Genomic DNA, 22,841 nt, shown 5'->3' on the forward strand with positions numbered 1-22,841 from the left:
ACCATGGCCACCACAGCGGCGTGCGCCCCCACGCAACGGTAGTTCACCTGGAAATCCGAGGCATCCGCCGACTTCCGACGCACCCACCACCCCGCCCAGGAAGGCCTCCTCGATGAAGAAGGTCATGGCTCTCGGGCTGATCGCCGCTACCGCGATCGCCCTCACCGGATGTACCGACTCCGACGCGTCCAAGTCGTCCGAACAGGACTCGGGTGACCTACGCAAGGTCCGGGTCGCGGCGCTGCCCATCACCGAGACCGCCGCGCTCTGGGGCGGCATCAAGGCGGGCATCTTCGCCGAGCGCGGGCTCCAGGTCGAGGTGCTGCCCGCCCAGGGCGGCGCGCAGGCCATCCCCGCGCTCATGAACGGCGACATCGACTTCGCGATCGGCCAACCCTTCGGCCCGTTCCGCGCCGACGTTCAGGACCTCGGCGTCGTCATCATCGGCAACTACGCCTCCTCGTACGCCGACGGCGACGACATCAACGCCGTGGTGGCCTCGGCGAAGTCCGGCATCAAACGGCCCGCCGACCTCGCGGGCAAGCGGGTCGCGGTCAACAGCCTGGGCGCCGCCGGCGACGTCACGATCATGGCAGCGGTCGAGAAGGACGGCGGTGACCCCTCGAAAATCAAGTTCGTCGAGGTCGCCTTCCCGGACGCCCCGGCCCAACTCGAATCCGGGAACATCGACGCCGCCTGGGTGCCGGAGCCCTTCGTCACCCAGCTCAAGGCCCGCGGCGACACCTTCGTCGTCTCGCCCTACCAGGCGGTGGTGCCCGGCCTGGCCACGCTCACCACCATCACCACCAAAGAGCGCACGGAGAAGGACGCCGCACTCGTCGAGGACTTCACTGCCGCGATGAAGAAGACGTTGCAGTGGGCCAACGACCCCGCGAACGTGGCACCACTGCGGCAGGCCATCAAGGACAACCTGCAGCTACCCCCGCCGGTCGCCGACTCGGTACGGCTTCCGGCCTTCGCGTGGGAGGTCGACAGGTCGAGCCTGCAGAAGCTCGCCGACCTCGCGCAGAAGTACAAGGTGCTCGACAAGCAACCCGACCTCGACCGTCTCATCCAGCAGAAGTAGCCGGCGCGTGTTCTCCACCCGACGCCTGCGCGCGATACGCAGGGCGGTGCTGGGCGGCGTCGGCCTGACCGGGTTCCTCGTCGTCTGGCAGCTCATCCCGACGCTGGGCCTGGTCAACCCGCTGTACCTGCCGTACGTGACGGACGTGCTGGCGCGGCTGTTCGAGCAGCTCGTCGACCTCGCGTTCTGGCGGCGGTTGGGGAGCACCATGACGTCCTGGGCGATCGGCCTGACGGTCGCGACGGTCGCCGCCGTCGTCCTCGGCACGGTCGTGGGGTTGGTGCCGTTCCTGCGACGGGCGACCCACACGGTCGTCGAGTTCCTGCGACCGATCCCGTCGGTCGCCCTCATCCCGCTCGCCGTGCTGATGTTCGGCATCCAACGCCAGGCCGCCCTCGTCATCATCATCTACGCGTCGTTCTGGCAGGTGTTCGTGCAGGTGATCTACGGTGTCGCCGACGTCGACACGGTGGCTCGCGACACCGCCCGCAGTTTCGGTCTGACCCGGCGGGAGAGGCTGTCGCACCTCGTCCTGCCGACCACCCTGCCATACCTCATGACGGGTCTGCGGCTCGCGGCGGCGGTCGCGCTCATCCTCGCCATCACCGCGGAGATGGTGATCGGCAACCCCGGTCTCGGGCGCATGATCGAGCTGTCCCGGTCCGCCGGAGACGCCCCCGGCCTGTACGCGCTTGTCGTCGTCACCGGCGTGCTCGGGCTCCTGGTGAACATCGTCTTCCGGTTCGTCGAACGTCGGGTGCTCTCCTGGCACCAGTCCGTACGAGGAGAGGAGCCGCTGTGACCGCGCACACCGGGCGGATCGTCACCACGGCCCGCCGCCGCCCGGTCGGATCCCGGATCGCGGCGAACATCCTCCACCCGCTGGCGCTGCCGACGCTGCTGCTGGTGCTCTGGGGTCTGGTGGCGACCAGGGGCACGAGCCGGTTCTTCCCCGACCCGTTGACGATCGCCGAAGCCTTCCGGGAGACCTGGGTCGGCCCGGCGTTCGTCGAGGACGTGCTGCCGAGCCTCGCCCGCCTGGGCCTCGGCGTCGCCGCGTCGGTGGTGCTCGGCATCGCCGCCGGCACCCTCATCGGTCTGATCCCCTGGTTGCGGGAACTCCTCGAACCGTTGCTGGAGTTCCTGCGGGCCATCCCGCCGCCGGTGCTGATCCCGGTGGTGATGCTCCTGCTCGGGATCACCGACACCATGAAGGTGGTCGTGATCGTCTCCGGCGCGGTCTGGCCGATCCTGTTGAACACCATCGAGGGTGTCCGGGGCACCGACAGCGTCATGCGGGAGACCGCCGAGTCGTTCCAGGTCTCCCGGTGGGAGCGGCTCCGGTTCCTCGTGCTCCCGGCCGCCAGCCCACGGATCATGGCCGGGGTCCGTCAGGCCCTCTCGGTCGCGCTGATCCTGATGGTCATCTCGGAGATGTTCGCCTCCTCCTCCGGCCTCGGCTACCGGATCGCCTACTTCCAGCGCAACTATCTGATCGCCGAGATGTGGAGCGGCATCCTCCTCCTCGGCCTCGTCGGCGTTCTCCTCGCCGTAGCTTTCGGTCTCGTCGAGCGGCGCGTCCTGCGCTGGTACCACGGCATCAGGGAGGTCAACCGTGCCTGACCGGAGCACTCTGCTGCGGGTGGAGCACCTGCGGAAGGTCTACGAGTCCGCCACGGGCACCGTCGAGGCGATCGGGGACATCAGCTTCACCATGGACGCCGGCGAGCTCGTCTGCATCGTCGGCCCGTCCGGCTGCGGCAAGACCACCCTCCTGAAGTGCCTCGCCGGCCTGCTGCGGCCCACCAGCGGAGTGGTCGAGATGGACGGCGCGCCGGTGACCGGGCCCAGCCCGGCCATGGCCGTCGTGTTCCAGGAGTACGGTCGCAGCCTCTACCCCTGGCTCACCGTGCGCGGGAACGTCGAGCTTCCGCTGCGGCACAAGAGGCTCTCCCGCACGGCCCGCGACAAGCTTGTCGTCGACGCACTCGAAGCGGTCGGCCTCGCGGACGCCGAGCGGAGTCACCCGTGGCAGCTCTCCGGAGGGATGCAACAGCGGGTGGCGATCGCGCGGGCGCTCGCCTACCAGCCCGAAGTCCTGATCATGGACGAACCGTTCGCGGCAGTCGACGCCCAGACCCGGGCCGACCTGGAGGACCTGGTCCGCGAGCTGCACGCCAGCCGCAGCATCTCGGTTGTCTTCGTCACCCACGACATCGACGAGTCGGTGTACCTCGGTCAGCGGGTACTAGTATTGTCCACGTCGCCGACCTGGGTTCAGGAGGACCTCGCGGTCGACCTGCCGCCGGAGCGCGATCAGATCACGACCCGCGCTCTGCCCCGTTTCACGGAACTGCGGACACACGTCTACGACCAGATCCAGCGGGCAAAGCGTGGGCATACGATGGCCCCGCGATCCGCACGGTGACCGGTGGCCAGGCCAACGAGTTCACCGAAGGGGATGGCTGTGGGTAGTCGTCAGCCGAAGCAGTTGTTGCTCGCCTTCTTCGGCGAGCACGTGGTCGACGGTGCCACCGGCCCGATCCGGGCGAGCGCCCTGATCAGCGTGCTGGAGGGTGCGGACGTCGCCGCGCCGGCCACCCGCGCGACCCTCGACCGCCTCGTGCACAGCGGCATCCTCGCCCGCAGCAGAAGTGGCCGGGAGACCCTCTTCTCACTGACCGAGCACGGGGCCGCGGTGTTGCGCGAGGCGACCTACCGCGTTCGCGGGCCGCGGCCGTTCGACCCGCAGGGCAGCGGGTGGACGCTCGTCACCTTCTCGATCCCGGAGGGCCAGCGGACGCTGCGGCACCGGCTGCGCTCGATCCTCACCTGGGAGGGCTTCGCGCCGATCCGGGACGGGCTGTGGCTCGCACCCGGCGAGGTCGACCTCGCCGGTTCGTTGGAGCCGCTGCGGCAGGACCTCGCGCCCAACACCGTGGTCGCCTTCCACGCCCGCGAACTCGCCGGATTTCCGATCGGCGAGAGCGTACGCGCGGCGTGGGACATCGAGGCGATCCGACGCGCGCACCTCGCCTTCATCGACGCGTGGGACGACCCGTCCGCGACGGCGCTGACGCCGAGCGCCCTCACCGTACGGACGATGCTCGTGGCGGACTGGCTCGCGTTGCTGCGCGCCGACCCGAGGCTGCCGGCCGAGTTCATGGACGCCCAGTGGCCCGCCACGAGGTCGGTGCGAACCTACCGCCGGATGCACGGGAAACTTGCCGAGGCGTCCGCGGCGGAGTTCGCCGAACTCGTCGCCGCCCGGCCCACGGCTAGCCGCCGAAACGGGTCCGCAGATCGGCCTTCCGCACCTTCCCCGACGCCGTCCGGGGCAGCTCGTCCACGATGACGACGTTCTTGGGGAGCTTGTAGCGCGCGATCCTGCCGTCGAGAAACGCCCGGACGGTGTCGGTGTCCACCGACACCCCCTGCCGTACGGTCACGATCGCCCACGGCACCTCCCCCCATCGCTCGTCCGGTACGCCGATGACCGCCGCCGAGGTCACCCCGTCGATCTCGGTGAGCAGTTGCTCGATTTCGAGCGGGTAGATGTTCTCGCCCCCCGAAATGATCATGTCCTTGAGTCGGCCGGAGATGTAGAGGTAGCCGTCGGCGTCCAGGTGACCGAGGTCGCCGGAGCGGAACCACCCGTCGGCGGTGAACGCCTCGGCGGTCGCCTGGGCAAGCCCGTGGTAGCCGGGAAAGACGTTGGGCCCGTTCACCTCGATCTGACCGACGGCGCCGGTGGGCAGCACGGCCCCGGTCGGGTCGGTGATCCGCACGTCGGTGAAGAAGTGCGGCAGACCGACACTGCCCTGTTTGACGCGGGTCATCGCCGGCGGTAGCGCGGTGGCCCCCGGCGCGGCCTCGGTCATGCCGTACCCCTGCGAGAACGACAGCCCCCGCGCCTCGTACGCGTTGAGGATGCGGGCGGGCACCGCCGAACCGCCGCAGGTGAGCTTCGTCAGCGTGGACAGGTCGGTCGCTGCCCAGGCCGGGTGGTCGGCCATCAGTTGGTAGGTGGTGGGTACGCCGCTGAGCATGGTGACGCCGTGCCGCTCGATCTGCGCGAGCGCGCGGCCCGGCTCGAAGCCCTTCTCGATGACCATCGTGGCGCCCTTGAGGATGACGGGAAGGGCGCCCATCCCGAGCGACGCGACGTGGAACAGCGGCGAGATCATGAGCGCGACGTCGGTGGAGACGACGTCGTAGTCGACCACGCAGTTGAGCGCCACCCAGGTGAGGTTGCCGTGGGTCAGCACGGCGCCCTTGGCCCGGCCGGTCGTGCCCGAGGTGTAGATGATCGCCGCCGGATCAGCGTGGGTGGTGTCGGCGTGGTCGGTGAACGGGGTGACGGCGGCCCGGGTCAGGTGGGCCAGCCCGGGTCGGTCGGTGGTGCCCTCGCCGATGACGATGACGCACGGGGTCCGGGCGGTCGGCGCGGCGGAGGCCACCAACGCCGCGAGGTCCGGGTCGTGGATCAGCACCCCAGCGTCGCAGTCGGCGAGGACGTGGGCGATCTCGGGTGCGGCGAGGCGGGTGTTGATCGGCACGAAGACGGCCCCGAGCTGCGCCGCCCCGAACATCACCAGGAGCAGTTCGGGGCTGTTGTCACCCAGGTAGGCGACGCTGTCACCCTTGCCGACGCCCCGCTCCCGCAGCACCGTCGCGACCCGGTCGGCGGCGTCGGCGAACTGTCCGTACGTCAGGGGTGGCCGGTCGCCGTGGATGATCGCGACCTGGTTCGGGGACTTGAGCCGGCGCTTGGTCACCCAGGCGCCAATTCCGTGCTGCTGCATCAGCATTCTCCTGGCTGGAGGTGGTGTGCCCGCCCGGTTCGAGTGGTGCTCCGAGGGTTCAGGCGTAGAAGCGGTACAGCCCTCGTGCGACGACCGCCGGCTTGCTGCCGCCCTCGACCTCGATCGTCTGGTCGACCGCGATCTGGTAGCCGCCACGCACCTCGACCACCTCGACCACGGTGGCCCGCATGCGCACCCGCGCCCCGACCACGACCGGCGCGGGGAAGCGCACCTTGTCGAGGCCGTAGTTCACCTTCGTGGTCACGCCCTTGACCTCGAGCAGCTCCGTCCAGAAGGGAACCGCCAGGGAGAGGGTGAGGAAACCGTGCGCGATCGGCGCCCCGAACGGGCCGCTCTTCGCCCGTTCGGGGTCGACGTGGATCCACTGGTGGTCGTCCGTGGCGTCCGCGAACAGGTCCACCTGATCCTGGGTGACCGTGCGGTAGCCGGTGTGACCGAGATCGGTGCCGGCGAGGTCGCCGAGCCGGTCGTAGGTGATTGTCGTCGTCATGGCGTTTCCTCTCGTCGTCACCGGGCCAGGCCCAGCAGTCGGGCCGCGTTGTCCTTCAGGATGCCCGGCAGCACGTCCGGCCTGAGGTCGGTCGCCTGCACGTCGCGCAACCACCGGTCCGGGGTGAGCATCGGGTAGTCGGTGCCGAAGAGCACCCGTCGCTTCAGCACCGAGTTGGCGTAGCGCACCAACTCGGCCGGGAAGTACTTCGGGCTCCAGCCGGACAGGTCGATCCAGGTGTTGTGCTTGTGGGTGGCCACCGACAACGCCTCGTCCTGCCAGGGCACCGACGGGTGGGCCATGATGATCTGCAGATCGGGGAAGTCGGCCGCGATCGGGTCGAGCAGGATCGGGTTCGACAGGCCGAGCCGCAGGCCGTAGCCACCGGGTGTGCCCGCGCCGATGCCGGTCTGCCCGGTGTGGAAGAGCGCCGGAACGCCCGCCCGCTCCAGCAGGCCCCAGAGCGGCGCGTACTCGTCGTGGCTGGGGTCGAAGCCCTGCACCGTGGGGTGGAACTTGAAGCCGCGTACGCCCTCCTCCCGGATCAGCCGGTCGGCGAGGTCGAGGGCCGCTGCCCCGGTGCGCGGGTCGACCGACCCGAACGGGATGAGCACGTCGGCGTGCTCGGCGGCGGCGCGGGCGATGTCGGTGCTCGACAGCGGCGGGTGCAGCAGGTTCGTCCCCGCGTCCACGGTGAAGACGACGGCCGCCATGTTCCGCTCGCGGTAGTACCGTGCCACCGCGTCGACGGCGGGCCGCGGGCCGTCCGTCCTGAAGTACGCCGACGCCGCCGCCACGAGCGGCTCGGGCAGGGACGCGTGGCCGTGCTCGTCGACCTCGATGTGCACGTGCATGTCGATCGCCGTGACGTCGTCGAGGTCGATCGCGGGCTGGTACATGGGGCCAACCTTCGTCGGGCGGTCGGTGCCGGCGGTCTGCTCGGGCTGGTCAGGACGGCGCGGGCGTGAACTCCTCGGGGAGTTTCGGGAAGCGCTCGCCGACGCTCTGCGCGGCGTCGGCGAACGTCGTCGGCCAGGCGTCCACGAGCGCGTCGTACGTCCAGCCGCCCTCGCAGTGGGCGGTCAGGGCCGCCTCCGGGTGGGTCCAGATCTGCAGGCGGTCGCCGCCGACGCCGATCACCTGCCCGGTCACCGAGGCCGCTGCGTCGGAGGCGAGGAACGCGACGAGCCCGGCCACGTCGTCCGCCGTACCGAACCCCAGCTCGTGTCGGAAGAACGCCGGCATCGGCTCACCGTTCGCCTCGGCCCGCACCGCCGCGGCGAAGTAGGGAACGGTGGCGGTCATCGCGGTCGCGGCGACCGGGACGACGGTGTTGGCGGTGATGCCGGCCCGTTCGAGTTCGAGCGCCCAGGTGCGGACCATGCCGACGATGCCCGCCTTGGCGGCGGCGTAATTGGTCTGGCCGAAGGTGCCCCGCTGCCCGGTGGGCGACCCGACGCAGATGATCCGGCCGCCCTCGCCGGCCTGCCGCATGTGCCGCACCGCCTCGCGGACGGTGGTGAACGTGCCGCGCAGGTGCACGTTGACGACGGTGTCGAAGTCGTCGTCGGTCATCTTCCACAGCACCGTGTCGCGCAGGACGCCGGCGTTGGTCACCACGATGTCCAGTCGCCCGAAGTGGTCGACCGCGGTGCTGACGAGCGCCTTCGCGGTCTCGGTCGGGCCGACCGGTGCGACCACCGCGACGGCCCGGCCGCCGGACGCCTGGATCGCCGCCACGGCGTCGGCGGTGGCCTCGGCGTCGACGTCGTTGACCACGACCGACGCGCCCCGGCGTGCCAGCTCCTGGGCGTAGGCGAGGCCGAGGCCCCGCCCGGCTCCGGTGACGATGGCGACTCTGCCGTCCAGTGACATGAAGCGCGCCCTTTCGTCGATGCCGTTCCGCGCACGAAGGTGGGGAGTAACCCGCGCACCGGCAACGTAATGCAGAATTTGATCGGGCGTCAACGATTTGCAGTCTGTCTACAGGAGACTTCAGACCGGAGGTGGGCTGTTCAGCGCCCGGGAGACCACCCGGCCGGCGGCCTGGACCAGCGGGGCCAGCGCCACCGGGTCCGCCCGGTCGTGGGCGACCACCAGCGAGATCGCCGCGACCACACCCTCCGGTACGCGGATCGGCGCGGCCACCGAGAGAGCGTCCATCGTGACCTGACGGTCGCTGACCGCGTACCCGGCCCGGCGCACCTCGGCGAGGCTGCGGCGCAGCCGCTTCGGGTCGGTGATGGTCAGTTCGGTGTACCGCTCCAACGGCGCGGCCAGTACCTGCTCCTGGACCTCGGCGGGCGCGTGGGCGAGCAGGACCAGGCCGACGCCTGTGGCGTGCAGCGCGAAGCGGCCCCCCACCCGGGTGAGCACCGGCACCGCGTGCCGCCCGGCGATCCGTTCGATGAAGACGAGTTCGAGGTCCTGCCGGACGGCGAGTTGGACGTTCTCGTGGGTCACCTCGTACAGGTCCTCCATGACCGGCAGGGCCAGCTCCCGCAGCCCCAGGCCCCTCGGCGCGAGCGAGCCCACCTCCCACAGACGCAGACCGATCCGGTACCGCCCGTCGTCACCGCGCTCCAGCGCTCCCCAGGCGACCAGCTCAGCCGCCCGCCGGTGCACGGTCGGCAGGGGCAGCCCGGTGCGACGCGCCAGCTCGCTCAGGGTCAACGCCGGGGTGGCCGGACTGAACGCGTCGAGCAGCGCCAGCACCTTGCTCGTCACCGACCGTCCCGGTTCTGCGCGCACCCCGTCATCATCCCCGTCCGCGCCGGACGCTCACAGCTCCAGCACGAGCCGGGGCGTACGGGCCCGGGACACACAGATCATCATCGTGTCTCCGGCGGCCCGCTCCTGCGCGGAGAGCAGGCTGTCGTGATGCTCCGGCACACCGGCGAGCACCGGCGTCTCGCAGGTGCCGCAGGTGCCCTCCCGGCAGGACGAGAGGACCTGCACACCGGCCTCCTCCACCGCCTGCAGGATCGACGTGCCCGGCGGCACGGTCACCGTCCGCCCGGAGAGCGTGAGCGCGACCTCGATCGTCGTCTCCGGCGCGCCGGTGCCGCCCGGGGCGGTGAACCGTTCGACGTGCAGGCAGCCGGGTGGCCAGTCGCGGCAGTGCTCCTGCACGGCGGCGATCAGGGGTTCCGGGCCACAGCAGTAGACGAGCCCCGCGCCCGGCCGGTCGAACAGCCCGGCCAGGTCGAGCAGACCTGTCTCGTCCTGCGGGTGCAGGCTCACCCGGTCGCCGTACTTCTCCCGCAGGGTGGTGGCGAAGGCCATGGTGGCGCGGCTGCGTCCCCCGTACACCAGCCGCCAGTCGGCGCCCGCGGCGTCGGCGGCGGCGACCATCGGTGCGATGGGGGTGATCCCGATGCCACCGGCGACGAAGAGGTAGCGCCGTGCGGCGACGAGCGGAAAGGTGTTACGCGGTCCGCTCACCCGGACGGTCGCCCCGACGGTGAGCCGCTCGTGCACCAACCGGGAGCCGCCGCGCCCGTTCGGTTCGCGCTGCACCGCGATCCGCAGGTCGGACCGGTCCGCCGGGTCGCCGCAGAGGGAGTACTGACGGGCCAGTCCCCCGCCCAGGTCGAGGTCGATGTGCGCGCCCGGCGTCCACTCGGGCAGGTCGGCGCCGTCGACGCGACACAGGCGGATCGCCACGACCTCGGCCGCCACCTGTTCCCGCGCGGCGACCACCAGCTCGACACCGGCCAGGTCGCCCACCGTCACCCGCGCACGGCCATCCGCACCGGCGGGGCGGGCACCGGCGCTGGGGTGCCCTGGTGGCCCTGCGGGTGCGCGAGCAACCACTCCCACAGCTCGACCGGGTCCTCGGCGAGGCGCTCGGCCGCGCAGTGGCAGATCCCGCGCAGGGTGTCGGTGCCGGGCAACCAGTGGATCCGGTAGACCCGCTCCCCGACCTCGGAACTCATTGCGGCGCTCCCACCGTCCCCGACCCGACCATCCGGGCCAGCAGCCGCCGGGCGGCGAGACCGCCGGTGTCGATGTTGATGCTCAACTCCTGGTAGCGGTCCGGCTCGGCGGCGATCACCTGCTCCAGGATGTTGAGCGCGGTCACGTCCTGCATGACCACCGTGTGGTTGCTGTCGTGGAGGTACTCGCTCACCGCCTCGTCGTCGATCGCGAAGTCGCGTGCCACGGCCCAGAAGTCGTAGGTGCTGTGCTCGGTCGACGGGGTGATCGCGTACACGATCTCGGCGTGGAACGCCTCGTGGTCGTCGCCCTCGGCGGGCGGATAGACACCCTGCGGCGCGATCCGGCTGTGCAGGAGGTAGAGGCAGGGCGGGTGGTACTCGATGTCCTGCCATCTGGTGATCCGGCCCTGGATCCCGGTCGAGCGTGCGTAGAACGGTGGGCACTCGGCGTCGTCCATGTGCCGACTGACGTGGACGATCCCCCGGTCCTCGTCCACCTCGGTGGTGATCGGGGTGTTCGCCACCTCCGGTGTGCCGATGTAGCCGCCGTGCAGGTAGGTCTCGTGCGACAGGTCCAGGAGGTTGTCCACCAGCAGGCCGTACCGCGCGTTCAACGGCGCCATCCCCCGCACCACCGCGTAGCGGGGGTCGGCGAGCCACGGTGCGCGGGGAATCGTGGTCGGGTCGGCGCGGTCCCGGTCGCCGATCCAGACCCAGACGAAGGAGTCCTGTTCCACGACGGGGAACGAGGCCACCCGCGCGGTGCGCGGGATGCGTTGCTGACCGGGTACGAAGACGCACGCGCCGGTCGGATCGTAGGTGAAGCCGTGGTAGCCGCAGACGATCGTGTCGCCGTCGAGCCGACTCTCGGACAGCGGGAAGCGCCGGTGCACGCACCGGTCGGCGAGCGCCACCGCGTCCCCGGCACCGGTGCGGTACAGCACCAACGGTTCACCGAGCACGGTCCGGGCGAGCAGGCTCCGCCCCACCTCACTGCCGTACGCCGCCACATACCACTGGTTACGCGCGAATGCCATGCGACCGGACCCCCATGCCGACGGACGTCGATGGGTTCGGATCGTCCCGTGCGGCGTCCCGCTCCGAAACCGGAACTTTCACTCAGTGAAAGGCTGGCCTTGCGCACCTGACGGGTGGCTGCCGCGCCGACGGCGCGGCAGCCACCCCTGGCGTCACCTGTTCTGCTTCTCCTGGCAGGGCACGCAGAAGCGGGCGTGCGGAAGGATCTCGAGCCGCTCGGCCGGGATGCCCTGCTGGCACCGCTGGCAGGCACCGTAGGTGCCGTCGCTGATCCGGTTGAGCGCAGCGGTGATCTGCTCGATGTTCTGGCGGGTGGCGGTCAGCAGCGCGGCCTGGTTGTGGGCCTCGCCCGGGTCGCCGGTGTCCGCGTTGAGCTCGGTCAGTTCCCGCAGCCGAGCCGTCTGGGCGGCGAAGTCGTCCGCCAGGGACGCTCGCAGGTCAGCCAACCAACTCTGGTCGAGAGTACGACGATGATCGACGGTCATGGTCTGCCTTTCAAGGGGTCGAGCCGGAAAAACAAAAAGGGCCGAAGCTTGACAGCTTCGCCCTGGCGGTCGTTCTGGGTATGCAACGACTCCGCGGGTGGGCCTCGGCCGGTTCGCATCGGGCTCGACGATGTGTGCGTGGGCACGGTGTGCGAAGCGCGGACCACCGGCACCCGCATGTCGGCCTCGAGGCGACCCGCGGTCGGCACCCGAGCAGCACCGCGCACCGCCACCTCGGTGGCGGTGCGCGAGCGGAAGGTCGCCGACGACATGCCCCCACCATAGAGGGGTATCGCCGGGACGCCAACGTCCGCGATGGGCCGCGATACCGCCGGGAACTGCCGCTTTTCGCCGAAACAGGCCCGATACCCGGACCCGGTGGGTGACCTTCGATATCGCGACGGGGTCATCTTTTCCAGCCCTAGACTGCGGGGCATGGCGGAGTCCGACAAACGTCACGGTGGCGCCAACCGCGACATGCCACCGGAACTGGGTTCGAACGCTGTCGGCATATTCGAAGGCCGGACGTTCATGTTGTCCAATCCCGCCGGGGACGTTCCGGCGGACTCCATCGCAGGTCTGGTGCACGACGACACCCGCTACGTCAGCCGCTGGGAGATGACGCTCGACGGCCTAGCTCCGCTCGTTCTGAGCGGGAACCCTGTCGACCCGTACTCGGCGGCCTTCTTTCTCGCGAATCCTGAGCTCGACGGCCTGGCGGCCAACCGGATCGGCGTGCGGCGGGAACGCTTCGTCGGCGACGGCATGTACGAGCGGGTCCAGCTTCAGTACTTCGGCGCCGAGCCGGTCTCCGTACGCCTGCGGTTGGCTGTGGGTGCGGACTTCGCCGACCTCTTCGAGATCAAGGGGACGGGAAGGAACAGACTGGCCGACATCCGGCGGGCCCACCGGCCGGACGGTTCTGCGCTGCGTTTCTCCTACCAGAATTCGCACTGGTCGGCGGTCACGACCGTCGAGGCCGAGCCGTCTGCCGACCGGGTCGAGGGCGACGCCCTGGTCTGGGACGTGCACCTGGGCCGAGGCCAGACCTGGGGTTGTGAGCTGCGGGTGCTGCTGAACTGTCGTGGGCGGGACTACCAGCCGGCCAGCCGCACCTTCGGTGAGGAGCACGACCCCGGTGCCGACGACGCAGCCTGGCGGTGGAGGGCCAACAAGCCGCACCTGACCGCCGAATCAGACCTGTTGAGCAGCGTCTACCACAAGTCGGCGGGCGATCTGGTGTCGATGCGGATCACCAAGGAGATCCGGGGTGAGCAGGTCGTCCTGCTGGCCGCCGGCATGCCCTGGTTCCTCGCGGTGTTCGGGCGGGACACCCTGATCACCGCTTACCAGAGCGTCAGCTGCGGGCCCGACGTCGCCCGGGGCGCGCTGGTCACCCTTGCCGCACACCAGGGCAGCGTCGTCGACGACTTCAGCGACGAGGAACCGGGCAAGATCCTTCACGAGTTCCGGTCCGGCGAGCTGACGCAACTCGGCATCGCGCCGTACGGGCCGTGCTTCGGCGCGGCCGACACGACACAGTTGTGGCTCATCCTGCTCTCCGAGTACTGGCGGTGGACGGGCGACGACGCGTTGGTCCAGCGGTTGCGTCCGAACGCCGACGCGGCGCTGCGCTGGATCGACGCCTTCGGCGACCGGGACGGCGACGGTTACGTCGAGTACGCCACGCGCTCCCCCGAAGGCATGCGCAACCACTGCTGGCGCGACTCACCGGACGGGGTCCAGTTCGCCGACAGCGCGCTGCCCTCGCTGCCGGTGGCCACCTGTGAGATCCAGGGCTACACCTACGACGCGAAGCTCCGCGCCGCGCAGCTCGCCGACGGGCCCTGGGCTGACGCCGCACTGGCACGACGCCTGCGTACCGAAGCCGCCGAGCTGCACGAACGGTTCAACCGCGACTTCTGGCTGCCCGCACGCGGTGGCTACTACGCGGTCGGCCTGGACGCGGACAAGCGCCCCATCGACTCGATGACCTCAAACATGGGTCACCTGCTGTGGAGCGGCATCGTCCCACCGGAGCGTGCCGCGACGGTGGCCCGGCAGTTGATGTCCGACCCGATGTTCTCCGGCTGGGGTGTCCGGACGCTGTCCACAGAGGATGTCGGGTACAACCCCATCGGCTACCACCTCGGCACCGTGTGGCCGCACGACAACTCGATCATCGCCGCCGGGCTCGCCCGATACGGTCACCGCGACGCGGCGAACCGCATCGCCATGGCGATGCTCGAAGCCGCAGCCCACTTCGAGTACCGCCTGCCCGAGGCCATCTCCGGTTACGACCGCTCGCTCGGCCGACGCCCCGTGCCCTACCCCACCGCCTGCAACCCGCAGGCCTGGGCCAGCGGCGCGCCCCTGCTGTTCCTGCGGACGATGCTCGGGCTCGACGTCGACGACGACGGGGTCCTCACCGCCGACCCGCATGTCCCGGAGGCGTTGGGGAGCATCCGGCTGGCCGGGGTCGCTGTCCACGGCGGACGTCAGACCGTCGAAGCCCCCGCGTGACGGTCACGCTCCTCCGGACAGGTCGGGCTCAGCCGGGGGTGAGGAGGCAGAACTCGTTGCCCTCCGGGTCGGCGAGCACCCGCCACGGGACCTCCTGGCCCAGGTCGAGGGGGGTCGCGCCGAGACCGCGCAACCGGGCCGCCTCGGCCTCCGGGTCGTCGCCGGGGTACGGGCGGACGTCGAGATGGACGCGGTTCCACCCGCTCTTCACGTCGGGCGTGGGGACGAACTCCAGATAGGGGCCGACGCCCCTGGCGGAGCGCAGTCTCGCCCCCTGGTCGGTCACCTCGTGCAGCGTCCAGTCCGTGGCCTCGCCCCAGAACCGGGCCATGGCTCGTGGGTCCGCGCAGTCGACCACCACGGCGGCGATCGGCCCGGTGTCCCGGTAGAGCGGTCGGGGGTCCAGCACGCAGAACTCGTTGCCCTCGGGGTCGGTCAGGACCGTCCACGGCACGTCGCCCTGGCCCACGTCGGCGGCGCTCGCGCCGAGGTCCTTCAGTCGCGCGACCAGCTCCGCCTGGTGTGCCACCGAGGTGGTGGCGAGGTCCACGTGCACCCGGTTCTTCACCGTCTTGGGCTCCGGCGAGACGACGAGGTCGATACAGACGGCGACGGGGTCGGGGTAGACGAAGCCCTTGGGTTCGAGGTTCGTCACCCCGGGGCCCTCACTGGAGACTCCCCAACCGAGCGCCTGCGCCCAGAAGCCGCCGAGTGCGGCGTCGTCCCGAGCCTTCATGTTGATCTGAACCAGCCGTGTCGCCATGCCGCGATGCTAAGGCCCGCCGAGTCGACTGTGGCACCCGACCTGGAGTGACGGCACTACGGCAGGTCCAGCAGATCTTCGATCCGTGCGGCAAGCACCGGGCCAGGACGGGGAGCGCATCGACGTCCTCCCACCGGTGGGGCAGGGTCAAGCCGACGAATCTGTCGGCGAGACCGGTGTGGCCCCAGGGCTGCCGCCACCCCAGGTCGTCGTGCCACGGAGCGATCATGTCGGCAAGACCTGGCCAGCGACGGAGCAGCTCGGCACGGAATGCCAGGACGCGCCCATCCGGCCCGAGACCGTCCGCCGGCTCGTCCGCGAGCCGATCAGCCAACCGACCAGGGTCCGCCGCCGCCCCGGCCGGCCAGAAGTACAGGTCGTAGCTCACACGAGCAGCGTAGGGAAAATCCTGGCCTACCCCTTCCACTGCCCGACCGGCGTGAGCGGAACCGCCACGGGCCGCTCCACAGTCGTCGACAGCTCGATCCGCCGGCCCTCCGTCGCCGACCGGAGCAGGCTGGTCATCGTTTCGAGGACGTGCAGCGCGACGTCGCCGCCGGCGCGCGCCGGACGCTCGTCGTCGGCCCGGACCAGATCGACGAGACCGACGCCCCGGGAACCCTCGGCGTAACCCGCCCGCGGTTCGAGAGCACGCCATTCGGTGCCGCCAAGCGTGAAGAGGCGCACCACCCCGTCGAAGTAGTTGGGATCGGGGACGGCGAGGGTGCCGGCCTCCCCGTGCACCTCGATCGGGGAGGCGGTCGTCTTGACGCCGTCGAAGCTCGTGGTGATGGTGGAGAGAGCACCGTTTGTGTGCTCGAGCACCCCGGTCAGGTGGGTGTCCACCGTCACCGGGATCGCCTCGCCGGTGCGCGGGCCCGAACCGATGACGCGCTCGGCCCGCAGCCGGCTGCCCGCTCCGGTCACGGCGCGAACCGGCCCGAGCAGGTGGACGAGCGCCGAGATGTAGTACGGCCCCATGTCCAGCAGCGGGCCGCCGCCCGGTGCGTAGTAGAAGTCGGGGTGGGGATGCCACCGCTCGTGCCCCGGGGTGACCATGACGGCCGACGCGGACATCGGGCGTCCGATGAGCCCGCCGTCGATCGCCGCCCGCGCCGTCTGCGTACCCGTGCCCAGCACGGTGTCCGGTGCACACCCGACGCGGACACCTGCCGACGCGGCCCGCTCGACGACCGAACGGCCGTCCGCGAACGTCACGGCGAGCGGCTTCTCGACGTACACGTTCTTGCCCGCGTCGATCGCAGCGAGCGAGATGTCCGCGTGCGCCGCGGGGATCGTGAGGTTGAGGACCGTCTGCACGTCGGGGCGGGCGAGCAGGTGCTCGACGCTCAGCGCCTCGGCTCCGGGGATCGTGGCGGCGACCGCGGCCGACCGGGAGGCGTCCAGGTCGGCCACCGCGGCGATGCTCACCTCGGGGTGGTCCGCGAGTGTGTCCAGGTACGCGCGGGAGATGACCCCGAGACCTACGACGCCGACGCGGTGCGGGTCGCCCACACCATCCCCCTCTCGATGACGGTACGAACGCTCTCGTGCTCCAGCACGTCGAGGCTGTGCCCCGGGGTCGTCACGACGATGCGGCCGGCACCCCAGAGTCGGGTCCAGATCGCCGGCGAGGTGACCGGCCGGTGCCACGGGTGCCACGCCTGGGTGGGGTGAGTGGTCACGGCCAGCACGTCGACGAGGTCGTCGTGCAGCACCCAGTACTGTTCGGTGACCAGGTCGAAGTCCTCGATCCCCGCGGTGATCGGGTGCTCCCGGCCGAGGTCGGTGACGCGCACCGTGTGGGGCAGGAAGTTGTCTTCCGGGCCACCGTGCCGCTCACACGGCTCCAGGCCCGGGTGGGTCGCGAACTGGCCGCCCACCAGGTGCAGGTATTCCGACGACGCGCGGAACGAGTCCACGATGCCACCGTGCCAGCCGGTGAAGCCGGTACCGGCGATGACCGCCGCGCTGAGGCCCGCCACCTGGTCCGCGGTGATCTGCGCCATCGTCATGCACTGCACGACAAGGTCGGTCTCGGCCATCTCGGCCGCATCGGCGTAGATCTCCGTCGACTCCTCGACCCGTACGGCGTAGCCGCTCCGCTCGAGGAAGGGGAGGAACAACTCTGTCGCCTTGACCGGCTGGTGACCCTCCCACCCGCCCCGGACCACAAGTGCTCTGCGCTGCGCCACCCTCGCTCCCTCCACAGGCCGTCGCCGGCGAGCAGGGGTTGCCCCGCCCCGACGAGTGCCGTCGTTACCCGTACGGAACGGTACCCGTGGATGACGCCCGAGCGGGCGTGGGCCGGCATCCGGATTCCACTGTGCGCGGTCGACGAGCCCCCACGCCCCGATCCATCGCCGCAACTGGATACTTCTCTGGCCCGATCCCGATGGGCGCCCGTGCCGAAGCTCGCCATGGTCACGCGGCCAGAGTTACGGCCCAGCATGCGGAGGTGGGTAGTGGGCCGTCCGGAGAAGCCCGTGGACCCGACGGCGGGTCCGGCGCAACGGTTGGCGTGGCAGCTACGACAGGTGCGCGAGCACGCGGGCAACCCGAGCTATCGGCTGTTGGCTCGGCGCGCGCACTACTCGGCGAGCACGTTGGCGGACGCGGCGAAGGGTGACCGGCTGCCGTCGCTCGAGGTGACGCTCGCGTACGCCCAGGCCTGCGGCGGCGACCTGGCCGAGTGGCGGGCACGGTGGTCGGCTGCCGCCGAGGCGACGAAAGCCCCCGGCACCGCCGAGAGCACCGCCCAGCGCAGTCCGTACCAGGGGCTGACGGCATTCCAGCCCGAGCAGGCGGAGCTGTTCTTCGGCCGTACGGAGTTGGTCGAGCGGCTGCTGGCCCGGGCCGATCAGCGAAGCCTGAGCGCCGTGGTCGGGGCCTCCGGGAGCGGCAAGTCCTCGTTGCTGCGGGCCGGTCTGCTGGGAGCCGTCGCTGCCGACCGTGGGCTGGCCGAGCGGTGGCGGACCATGTTGCTGACGCCCACCGAACACCCGCTGGAGGCGTTGGCCGCCGAGGTGGCGAAGGTGACCGGCCAGGATGCCCCAGAGATCCGCGAAGACCTGGCGGCGGACCCCGCCGCGCTCGACATCGCCGTACGGAGCGCTCTGGCGGGTGGCCCGCCGCAGGCCCGCGTGCTGCTGGTGGTGGATCAGTTCGAGGAGGTGTTCACCCTCTGCCCCGACCATACGGAACGCCGCCGGTTCATCGCGGCGCTGCTGGACGCCGCCCAGGGGCCCGAGCGCCGCGCCACTGTGCTGCTCGGGGTACGCGCCGACTTCCTCACCCACCTCCTGCAGTACCCGAACCTGGCCGCCGTGCTCGACGACGAGGCGTACCTGCTGGTGCGGCCGGTGAGCGCCACCGACCTGCGGGAGATCATCGTCCGGCCCGCCGCTCAGGTCGGCATGGGTGTCGAAGCCGACCTGGTCAGCACGGTGCTCGCCGATGCCGCCGACGAGCCGGGCGCGTTGCCCCTCGTCTCGCACGCGCTCCTCGAGACGTGGCAACGACGCAGCGGGGAGACCCTCACCCTGGCCGACTATCAGGCCAGCGGTGGCGTGCGCGGGGCTATCGCGCAGACCGCCGAGCGGGCCTACGGCGGCTTCGGGGCTGCCGAGCGACAGGCAGCTCGTCGGGTCTTCCTGCGGCTCACCGCGCTCGGCGACGGCACTGAGGACACTCGGCGGCCCATCGCGCGTACCGAGCTGGCCGGCATCGCCGACGAGGCTGTCACCGCCCGAGTTCTGGACCAGCTGGCCACCTCGCGTCTGGTGGTCATGGGCGACGGCACCGTGGAGGTGGCTCATGAGGCACTCATCCGGGCCTGGCCACGGCTACACCGATGGCTGACCGACGATCGCGCGAACCTGCTGGTCCACCGGCGGCTCACCGCCGCCGCGCACACCTGGGCGACGCTCGACCACGATGCCGGAGCCCTGTACCGGGGAACCCAACTCCTGGGCGCGCAGGCTCTGGCCGAGGAGCACCCGGAGGAACTCAACGAACTCGAAAGCTCCTTCCTGCGCGCCAGCTCCGCCCTCGCCGAATCCGAGCAGACCGTGGCCCGGCGTCAGGCCCGCCTGTTCAAGCGGTTCGTCGCAGGCATCTCCGCGCTACTCGTACTCGCGCTGCTCGGTGGTGGTATCGCGCTACGGCAACGGCAGGACGCCCGCCGCCAGCAGGTGGTCACGCTCTCCGGTGAGCTGTCGCTGCAAGCCCGATCCCTGCTCGGCACCGATCCCGATCTGGCCGGCCTGCTCGCCGTCGAGGCCGACCGCCTCACCTCGAACACCGAGACCCGGGGCAGCGTGCTCAGCGCGGCTGCCGCGTCCCGCCGCACCGCACTCAACGTCGGCGGGCCGTCCATCTACACCGTCGCGTTCAACCCGGACCATTCCCTGTTGGCCTCCGCAGCCGGTGACGGCACCATCGGTCTGTGGGACCCCGCGCGTGGCGAGCGGATCGCCACCCTGTCGGGCCACACCGGGCGCACCGCGGACCTGGCCTTCGCGGATGACGGAAGGCTGCTCGCCTCCGTTGGGGTCGACAGGTCCATCATCATCTGGGACGTGGCGACCCGCCGACCGAAGACCCGGCTGACGGAGAACAGCCTCGGGCCGGGCATGGCCTTCAGCCCCGACGGGACCAAACTCGCCGTCGGCCTCACCGGCGGTCCCGACACCGAGGCGCGTGCCGGCGACATCGCCCTCTACGACCTGCGCACCACGACGCGCACGTTGCTCCGTGAGCACCGCAGCCCGGTCAGATCGCTCACGTTCAGCCACGACGGCAGCATCCTGGTCTCCAGCGATGGAGTGGCGCAGCCGGCCGCCTGGCGGGTCGCGACCGGCGCCGTGTTCGCCAGAATGCCCGCCGACCATGTCTTCTCGGTCGTCTTCGGCCCCTCGGGATACGTCCTCGCGGGTTCCGCCGACGACCGCGGGGTGTACCTGTGGGATCTCGCCAGCGGCCAGCCGGTCAGCCTTCCGCCGCTACCGCTGGCCGGGCGCTACGCGTGGACCATCTCCGCGCCCACCGACAGCATCCTCGCCGTGGCCGACGAGAACGGCGCGGTCACCATCTGGGACGTACGACGTCGCGAGTCCCTACAGACCTTCCAGGACCGCGGCCGCACCGAGACGGTCTCCGTCGCGCTGAGCCGGGACGGGACGATGCTGGCGTCCGCCGGCTTCAACGGAACCATCGTGCTCCACAACCTCAAGGACGCCCCGTTCAGCGGCTTCGCGGCACAGGTCAAGGACATGAAGATCAGCCCGGACGGCACCCGGGTCGCCTCGGCGGGCAGCGACGGCACCGTCCGCCTCTGGGACACCGACGGTCGACAGGTGGCCGCCCTGGCCGGGCACGCCGACGAGGTGCAGGCGGTCGCGTTCAGCCCCGACGGGCTCCGGCTCGCCGCGGTGACCCGGAACAACATCATCACGATCTGGGACCTCCAACGGCAACGACACGCCACCCGGCCGATCGTGTCCAAGGGGATCGGCGCGTCCACGGACGTCGCGTTCGACCCTGGTGGCCGTCTCGTCGCCGCGGCCACGCTCGGTCCCTTCATCTGGGACGTCGGCGACATCGACAGTCCGACCGACATCACGGCCAGGTTCCCGGCGCAGATCGTCACGTCACTCGCCTTCACCCCGGACGGTCGCCGCCTCCTGGGCGCGAGCGTGGGCGGCTTCGTCAACACGTGGGACGTCCCCACCGGCAAGCTTCTCAGCCGGGTGAGAAGCCAGCAGGGCACCGTGCAGGACATCGCGGTGAGCCCCGACGGAGCCCTGTTCGCGACCGCCGGCGACAGCCGTACGGTCAAGCTCTGGAACGCCGCGACCGGCGGCGAACTGGCCGTTCTGCACGGCCACACCGCGCCCGTGCAGGTCCTCGCCTTCAGCCGCGACGGCCGCCGGATCGCCTCCGCCGGTGACGACCGGACCATCGTCGTCTGGGACACCGTTGCCCGGCAACGCGTCGCGACCCTCAGCGGCCATGGCGCGAGAGTTCGCGGGCTCGCCTTCACTGCCGCCGGCACTCTCATCTCCGGTGCCGAGGACGGCCGGATCATCCGCTGGTCGTTCGACCTCCACGCCGCCCGCGCCCAGATCTGCGCCACGGTCGGCCGTCAGCTCACCCGGCAGGAGTGGGCGACGCACATCCCCTCCGAGCGGTACGCCCCCTCCTGCGGCGCACCGGCGACGCGCTGACCGAGCTGCCCTGACGTCCGGAGGATTGTCCGACGTTGTTTGTCCGGTGCCGCCGCACTGTCGGACAACCTCGCCCCGAGCCAGCCTCACTCCAGGACACGAGCCGTGGGCGGGTGTCCGCCGAGACGTCCGACTGCCCGGGGGCCAGCCAGACGGGGGTTCGGGCACCGGACGACACTGCGATGAAGGAGAAAGTCGATGAACCGTTTGGCAGCACTGCTCACCCTGCTCATGACCGTGCTCGCGGGCACGCTCGTCGCCGCCAGCCCCGCCCACGCTCGCAGTCAGCCGGAGTGCGAGTCCTACGACGTGGTCAGCAACCAGGCGGGCTATCGGGTTGCGGCACCGGTCGGCAGGACCGGCGTTCTGCCGTGCTCGCTGGTCTGGGGCGACGCCGGGCCGGGCACGGTGGCCCTCCAGTGGGCCCTGAACGACTGCTACCTCGCACCCGCCGGCAAGGCGCGGCTCGAAGATGACGGAGCGTTCGGCCAATTGACCTTCAACGCGTTGAAGTTCGCCCAGAGCAAGGCGGGCATCAGCGCGGACGGCCAGTTCGGGCCGCAGTCACGCGCCGCCCTGAAGTTCCCCGCGTACACGGGCGGAACCTACGGGACCCCTACCTGCGCCCGCCTCGGCCGTCCGCTGCCGTAACCACCACCCTGGGGGGCCGTGCCGGCGGTGACAGCGCCACGCTGTCACCGCCGGCCCGCAGGTACGGGACCGGCACGGGCTGCGGCTCTAAGCCTCGGAGGCCCAGCTGAGCCACTCGGGATCGCGACTCCAGCCGTTGCGCTCGTAGAAGGAAACCGCCCGGGTGCTGGAGTGCACCGTCACGTGCCCCAACTCCAGGCGACGGGCCTCGTCCAGCACTGCCGACATCAGCAGCGCGCCGACCCGGCGGTCGCGCCGCTCGGGAACGACGTAGACGGACTGCACGTCACCGCCACGCCGGACGTACTTGTGCACTGTGGGCACCCGGTCGAGTACTGCCAGCCAGGCCATCCCGATCACCTCGCCGGCGGTCTCGGCCACGAACACCAGATGCTCGGGGTGGCTGCGCATCCAGTCGCCGAGCGTCGCGGCGAACTCGGTCAGGCTGTCGCCCTGGCCGCCACGCGCCTGGTTGTCCGACCGCCAGCGCAGACCAGCGAGGGCGGGCGCATCCGCGTCGGAGGCCCGGCGCACCGTGACATCACTGTCGATCACGTGATGATCATAGATCTACTTCCGGCCCGCGCCGGGTGCACCCGGCGCGGGCCTTGGACCTGGTGATGGCTACGCGGTCGGTCCGTCAGACGACGGTGCGGGACCACTGCTGGTTGGCCCCGGTGTTGCACGTGTACTGCTTGAGGACCACCCCGTCGGCGGTCGACAGGGCCGGTACGTCCACGCACTTGTTGCTGTGTCGTGCCCGGAGCTGGAAGTAGCTGCCGTTGGTGACCAGTTGGAACTGCTGGTTGG

At 70.7% G+C, this 22,841-nt stretch carries 23 protein-coding genes; 8 read left to right on the plus strand and 15 right to left on the minus strand.

Translation table 11 applies throughout. The annotated features are described in order from the left end of the window. Nucleotides 1-112: 112 nt before the first annotated feature. The 5 genes from AB0C15_RS11580 to AB0C15_RS11600 are packed head-to-tail and all read left to right on the plus strand — an operon-like array spanning nucleotide 113 to nucleotide 4,442. The gene (locus AB0C15_RS11580) at nucleotides 113-1,087 is read left to right on the plus strand and encodes an ABC transporter substrate-binding protein (protein WP_357351126.1); all 975 of its coding nucleotides are present in this window, start codon (nucleotides 113-115) and stop codon (nucleotides 1,085-1,087) included. A gap of 7 nt (nucleotides 1,088-1,094) precedes the next feature. Then, nucleotides 1,095-1,889 carry an ABC transporter permease gene (locus AB0C15_RS11585; protein ID WP_357351127.1) on the plus strand — a complete coding sequence of 265 codons (795 nt, stop codon included), beginning with the start codon at nucleotides 1,095-1,097 and terminating at the stop codon, nucleotides 1,887-1,889. Then, nucleotides 1,886-2,710: an ABC transporter permease gene (locus AB0C15_RS11590; RefSeq protein ID WP_357351128.1), complete on the plus strand. Its 825-nt coding sequence runs from the start codon at nucleotides 1,886-1,888 to the stop codon at nucleotides 2,708-2,710. Before AB0C15_RS11585 ends, AB0C15_RS11590 begins: the two co-directional genes overlap by 4 nt. Continuing rightward, entirely contained in the window at nucleotides 2,703-3,515 is an 813-nt protein-coding gene (locus AB0C15_RS11595) for an ABC transporter ATP-binding protein (RefSeq protein ID WP_357351129.1), read from the plus strand. The genes AB0C15_RS11590 and AB0C15_RS11595 overlap by 8 nt, the downstream gene beginning before the upstream one ends. Nucleotides 3,516-3,548: 33 nt before the next feature. After that, a complete protein-coding gene (locus tag AB0C15_RS11600; RefSeq protein ID WP_357351130.1) occupies nucleotides 3,549-4,442 on the plus strand; it encodes a PaaX family transcriptional regulator C-terminal domain-containing protein in 894 nt (297 codons plus the stop codon). On the opposite strand, the gene AB0C15_RS11605 is transcribed toward AB0C15_RS11600, so the two are convergent. The 10 genes from AB0C15_RS11605 to AB0C15_RS11650 all read right to left on the minus strand — a co-directional run bounded on the left by AB0C15_RS11605 (nucleotide 4,366) and on the right by AB0C15_RS11650 (nucleotide 12,139). Further along, a complete protein-coding gene (locus AB0C15_RS11605; RefSeq protein ID WP_357351131.1) occupies nucleotides 4,366-5,892 on the minus strand; it encodes a long-chain fatty acid--CoA ligase in 1,527 nt (508 codons plus the stop codon). The two genes, AB0C15_RS11600 and AB0C15_RS11605, sit on opposite strands and share 77 nt — an antisense overlap. Before the next feature lie 58 nt (nucleotides 5,893-5,950). Next, nucleotides 5,951-6,403, minus strand: a complete 453-nt coding sequence (locus AB0C15_RS11610; RefSeq protein WP_357351132.1) for a MaoC family dehydratase — start codon at nucleotides 6,401-6,403, stop codon at nucleotides 5,951-5,953. Nucleotides 6,404-6,420: 17 nt separating this feature from the next. After that, nucleotides 6,421-7,302, minus strand: coding sequence for an amidohydrolase family protein (locus tag AB0C15_RS11615; protein WP_357351133.1), 882 nt, complete (start codon nucleotides 7,300-7,302; stop codon nucleotides 6,421-6,423). Between the two features lie 49 nt (nucleotides 7,303-7,351). Then, nucleotides 7,352-8,278, minus strand: a complete 927-nt coding sequence (locus AB0C15_RS11620) for an SDR family NAD(P)-dependent oxidoreductase (protein ID WP_357351134.1) — start codon at nucleotides 8,276-8,278, stop codon at nucleotides 7,352-7,354. 120 nt (nucleotides 8,279-8,398) lie between these two features. After that, nucleotides 8,399-9,154 (minus strand): IclR family transcriptional regulator, encoded by a 756-nt coding sequence (locus tag AB0C15_RS11625; protein ID WP_357351135.1) that lies wholly within the window; start codon nucleotides 9,152-9,154, stop codon nucleotides 8,399-8,401. Nucleotides 9,155-9,184: 30 nt separating this feature from the next. Further along, nucleotides 9,185-10,138: a PDR/VanB family oxidoreductase gene (locus AB0C15_RS11630; RefSeq protein ID WP_357351136.1), complete on the minus strand. Its 954-nt coding sequence runs from the start codon at nucleotides 10,136-10,138 to the stop codon at nucleotides 9,185-9,187. Further along, on the minus strand, nucleotides 10,135-10,341 hold the full coding sequence (locus AB0C15_RS11635; RefSeq protein ID WP_357351137.1) for a hypothetical protein: 207 nt from the start codon (nucleotides 10,339-10,341) through the stop codon (nucleotides 10,135-10,137). The genes AB0C15_RS11630 and AB0C15_RS11635 overlap by 4 nt, the downstream gene beginning before the upstream one ends. Then, entirely contained in the window at nucleotides 10,338-11,381 is a 1,044-nt protein-coding gene (locus AB0C15_RS11640; RefSeq protein ID WP_357351138.1) for an aromatic ring-hydroxylating dioxygenase subunit alpha, read from the minus strand. Before AB0C15_RS11640 ends, AB0C15_RS11635 begins: the two co-directional genes overlap by 4 nt. A gap of 153 nt (nucleotides 11,382-11,534) precedes the next feature. After that, complete coding sequence (locus tag AB0C15_RS11645; protein WP_357351139.1) at nucleotides 11,535-11,867, minus strand: TraR/DksA C4-type zinc finger protein; 333 nt, start codon at nucleotides 11,865-11,867, stop codon at nucleotides 11,535-11,537. Continuing rightward, nucleotides 11,864-12,139, minus strand: coding sequence for a hypothetical protein (locus AB0C15_RS11650; RefSeq protein WP_357351140.1), 276 nt, complete (start codon nucleotides 12,137-12,139; stop codon nucleotides 11,864-11,866). The genes AB0C15_RS11645 and AB0C15_RS11650 overlap by 4 nt, the downstream gene beginning before the upstream one ends. Before the next feature lie 163 nt (nucleotides 12,140-12,302). On the opposite strand from AB0C15_RS11650, the gene AB0C15_RS11655 reads away from it, so the two are divergent. Next, nucleotides 12,303-14,390, plus strand: coding sequence for a glycogen debranching N-terminal domain-containing protein (locus AB0C15_RS11655; RefSeq protein WP_357351141.1), 2,088 nt, complete (start codon nucleotides 12,303-12,305; stop codon nucleotides 14,388-14,390). Nucleotides 14,391-14,418: 28 nt separating this feature from the next. Here the strand turns inward: AB0C15_RS11655 and AB0C15_RS11660 are convergent, their stop codons facing one another. From AB0C15_RS11660 to AB0C15_RS11670, 3 genes are all read right to left on the minus strand, one after another. Next, nucleotides 14,419-15,153 (minus strand): VOC family protein, encoded by a 735-nt coding sequence (locus AB0C15_RS11660; protein ID WP_357351142.1) that lies wholly within the window; start codon nucleotides 15,151-15,153, stop codon nucleotides 14,419-14,421. Nucleotides 15,154-15,567: 414 nt separating this feature from the next. Continuing rightward, nucleotides 15,568-16,668 (minus strand): Gfo/Idh/MocA family oxidoreductase, encoded by a 1,101-nt coding sequence (locus AB0C15_RS11665; protein WP_357351143.1) that lies wholly within the window; start codon nucleotides 16,666-16,668, stop codon nucleotides 15,568-15,570. Further along, a complete protein-coding gene (locus tag AB0C15_RS11670) occupies nucleotides 16,638-17,348 on the minus strand; it encodes a ThuA domain-containing protein (protein ID WP_357351144.1) in 711 nt (236 codons plus the stop codon). The genes AB0C15_RS11665 and AB0C15_RS11670 overlap by 31 nt, the downstream gene beginning before the upstream one ends. Nucleotides 17,349-17,639: 291 nt before the next feature. Here AB0C15_RS11670 and AB0C15_RS11675 point away from each other — a divergent pair, with 291 nt between their 5' ends. Both AB0C15_RS11675 and AB0C15_RS11680 read left to right on the plus strand, forming a co-directional pair. Next, a complete protein-coding gene (locus AB0C15_RS11675) occupies nucleotides 17,640-21,380 on the plus strand; it encodes a hypothetical protein (protein WP_357351145.1) in 3,741 nt (1,246 codons plus the stop codon). A 198-nt stretch (nucleotides 21,381-21,578) separates the two neighbouring features. After that, nucleotides 21,579-22,031: a peptidoglycan-binding domain-containing protein gene (locus AB0C15_RS11680; RefSeq protein WP_357351146.1), complete on the plus strand. Its 453-nt coding sequence runs from the start codon at nucleotides 21,579-21,581 to the stop codon at nucleotides 22,029-22,031. Between the two features lie 87 nt (nucleotides 22,032-22,118). Here AB0C15_RS11680 and AB0C15_RS11685 read toward each other — a convergent pair whose 3' ends face one another. Together AB0C15_RS11685 and AB0C15_RS11690 are read right to left on the minus strand one after the other, a co-directional pair. Then, nucleotides 22,119-22,586, minus strand: a complete 468-nt coding sequence (locus AB0C15_RS11685) for a GNAT family N-acetyltransferase (RefSeq protein WP_357351147.1) — start codon at nucleotides 22,584-22,586, stop codon at nucleotides 22,119-22,121. Nucleotides 22,587-22,671: 85 nt separating this feature from the next. Next, a partial coding sequence (locus tag AB0C15_RS11690; protein ID WP_357351153.1) for an RICIN domain-containing protein occupies nucleotides 22,672-22,841 on the minus strand: 170 nt, incomplete at its 5' end.

Source organism: Micromonospora sp. NPDC048835 (genome assembly GCF_040649995.1).
Taxonomy (GTDB): domain Bacteria; phylum Actinomycetota; class Actinomycetes; order Mycobacteriales; family Micromonosporaceae; genus Micromonospora.

What these genes read in the sequence shown, in the direction of transcription:
- AB0C15_RS11680 (WP_357351146.1), top strand. Translation starts at nt 21,579, where the DNA reads ATGAACCGTTTGGCAGCACTGCTCACCCTGCTCATGACCGTGCTCGCG.
- AB0C15_RS11635 (WP_357351137.1), bottom strand. Translation starts at nt 10,341, where the DNA reads ATGAGTTCCGAGGTCGGGGAGCGGGTCTACCGGATCCACTGGTTGCCC.
- AB0C15_RS11640 (WP_357351138.1), bottom strand. Translation starts at nt 11,381, where the DNA reads ATGGCATTCGCGCGTAACCAGTGGTATGTGGCGGCGTACGGCAGTGAG.
- AB0C15_RS11650 (WP_357351140.1), bottom strand. Translation starts at nt 12,139, where the DNA reads ATGTCGTCGGCGACCTTCCGCTCGCGCACCGCCACCGAGGTGGCGGTG.
- AB0C15_RS11580 (WP_357351126.1), top strand. Translation starts at nt 113, where the DNA reads ATGAAGAAGGTCATGGCTCTCGGGCTGATCGCCGCTACCGCGATCGCC.
- AB0C15_RS11605 (WP_357351131.1), bottom strand. Translation starts at nt 5,892, where the DNA reads ATGCAGCAGCACGGAATTGGCGCCTGGGTGACCAAGCGCCGGCTCAAG.
- AB0C15_RS11615 (WP_357351133.1), bottom strand. Translation starts at nt 7,302, where the DNA reads ATGTACCAGCCCGCGATCGACCTCGACGACGTCACGGCGATCGACATG.
- AB0C15_RS11660 (WP_357351142.1), bottom strand. Translation starts at nt 15,153, where the DNA reads ATGGCGACACGGCTGGTTCAGATCAACATGAAGGCTCGGGACGACGCC.
- AB0C15_RS11600 (WP_357351130.1), top strand. Translation starts at nt 3,549, where the DNA reads ATGGCTGTGGGTAGTCGTCAGCCGAAGCAGTTGTTGCTCGCCTTCTTC.
- AB0C15_RS11620 (WP_357351134.1), bottom strand. Translation starts at nt 8,278, where the DNA reads ATGTCACTGGACGGCAGAGTCGCCATCGTCACCGGAGCCGGGCGGGGC.
- AB0C15_RS11610 (WP_357351132.1), bottom strand. Translation starts at nt 6,403, where the DNA reads ATGACGACGACAATCACCTACGACCGGCTCGGCGACCTCGCCGGCACC.
- AB0C15_RS11655 (WP_357351141.1), top strand. Translation starts at nt 12,303, where the DNA reads ATGGCGGAGTCCGACAAACGTCACGGTGGCGCCAACCGCGACATGCCA.
- AB0C15_RS11645 (WP_357351139.1), bottom strand. Translation starts at nt 11,867, where the DNA reads ATGACCGTCGATCATCGTCGTACTCTCGACCAGAGTTGGTTGGCTGAC.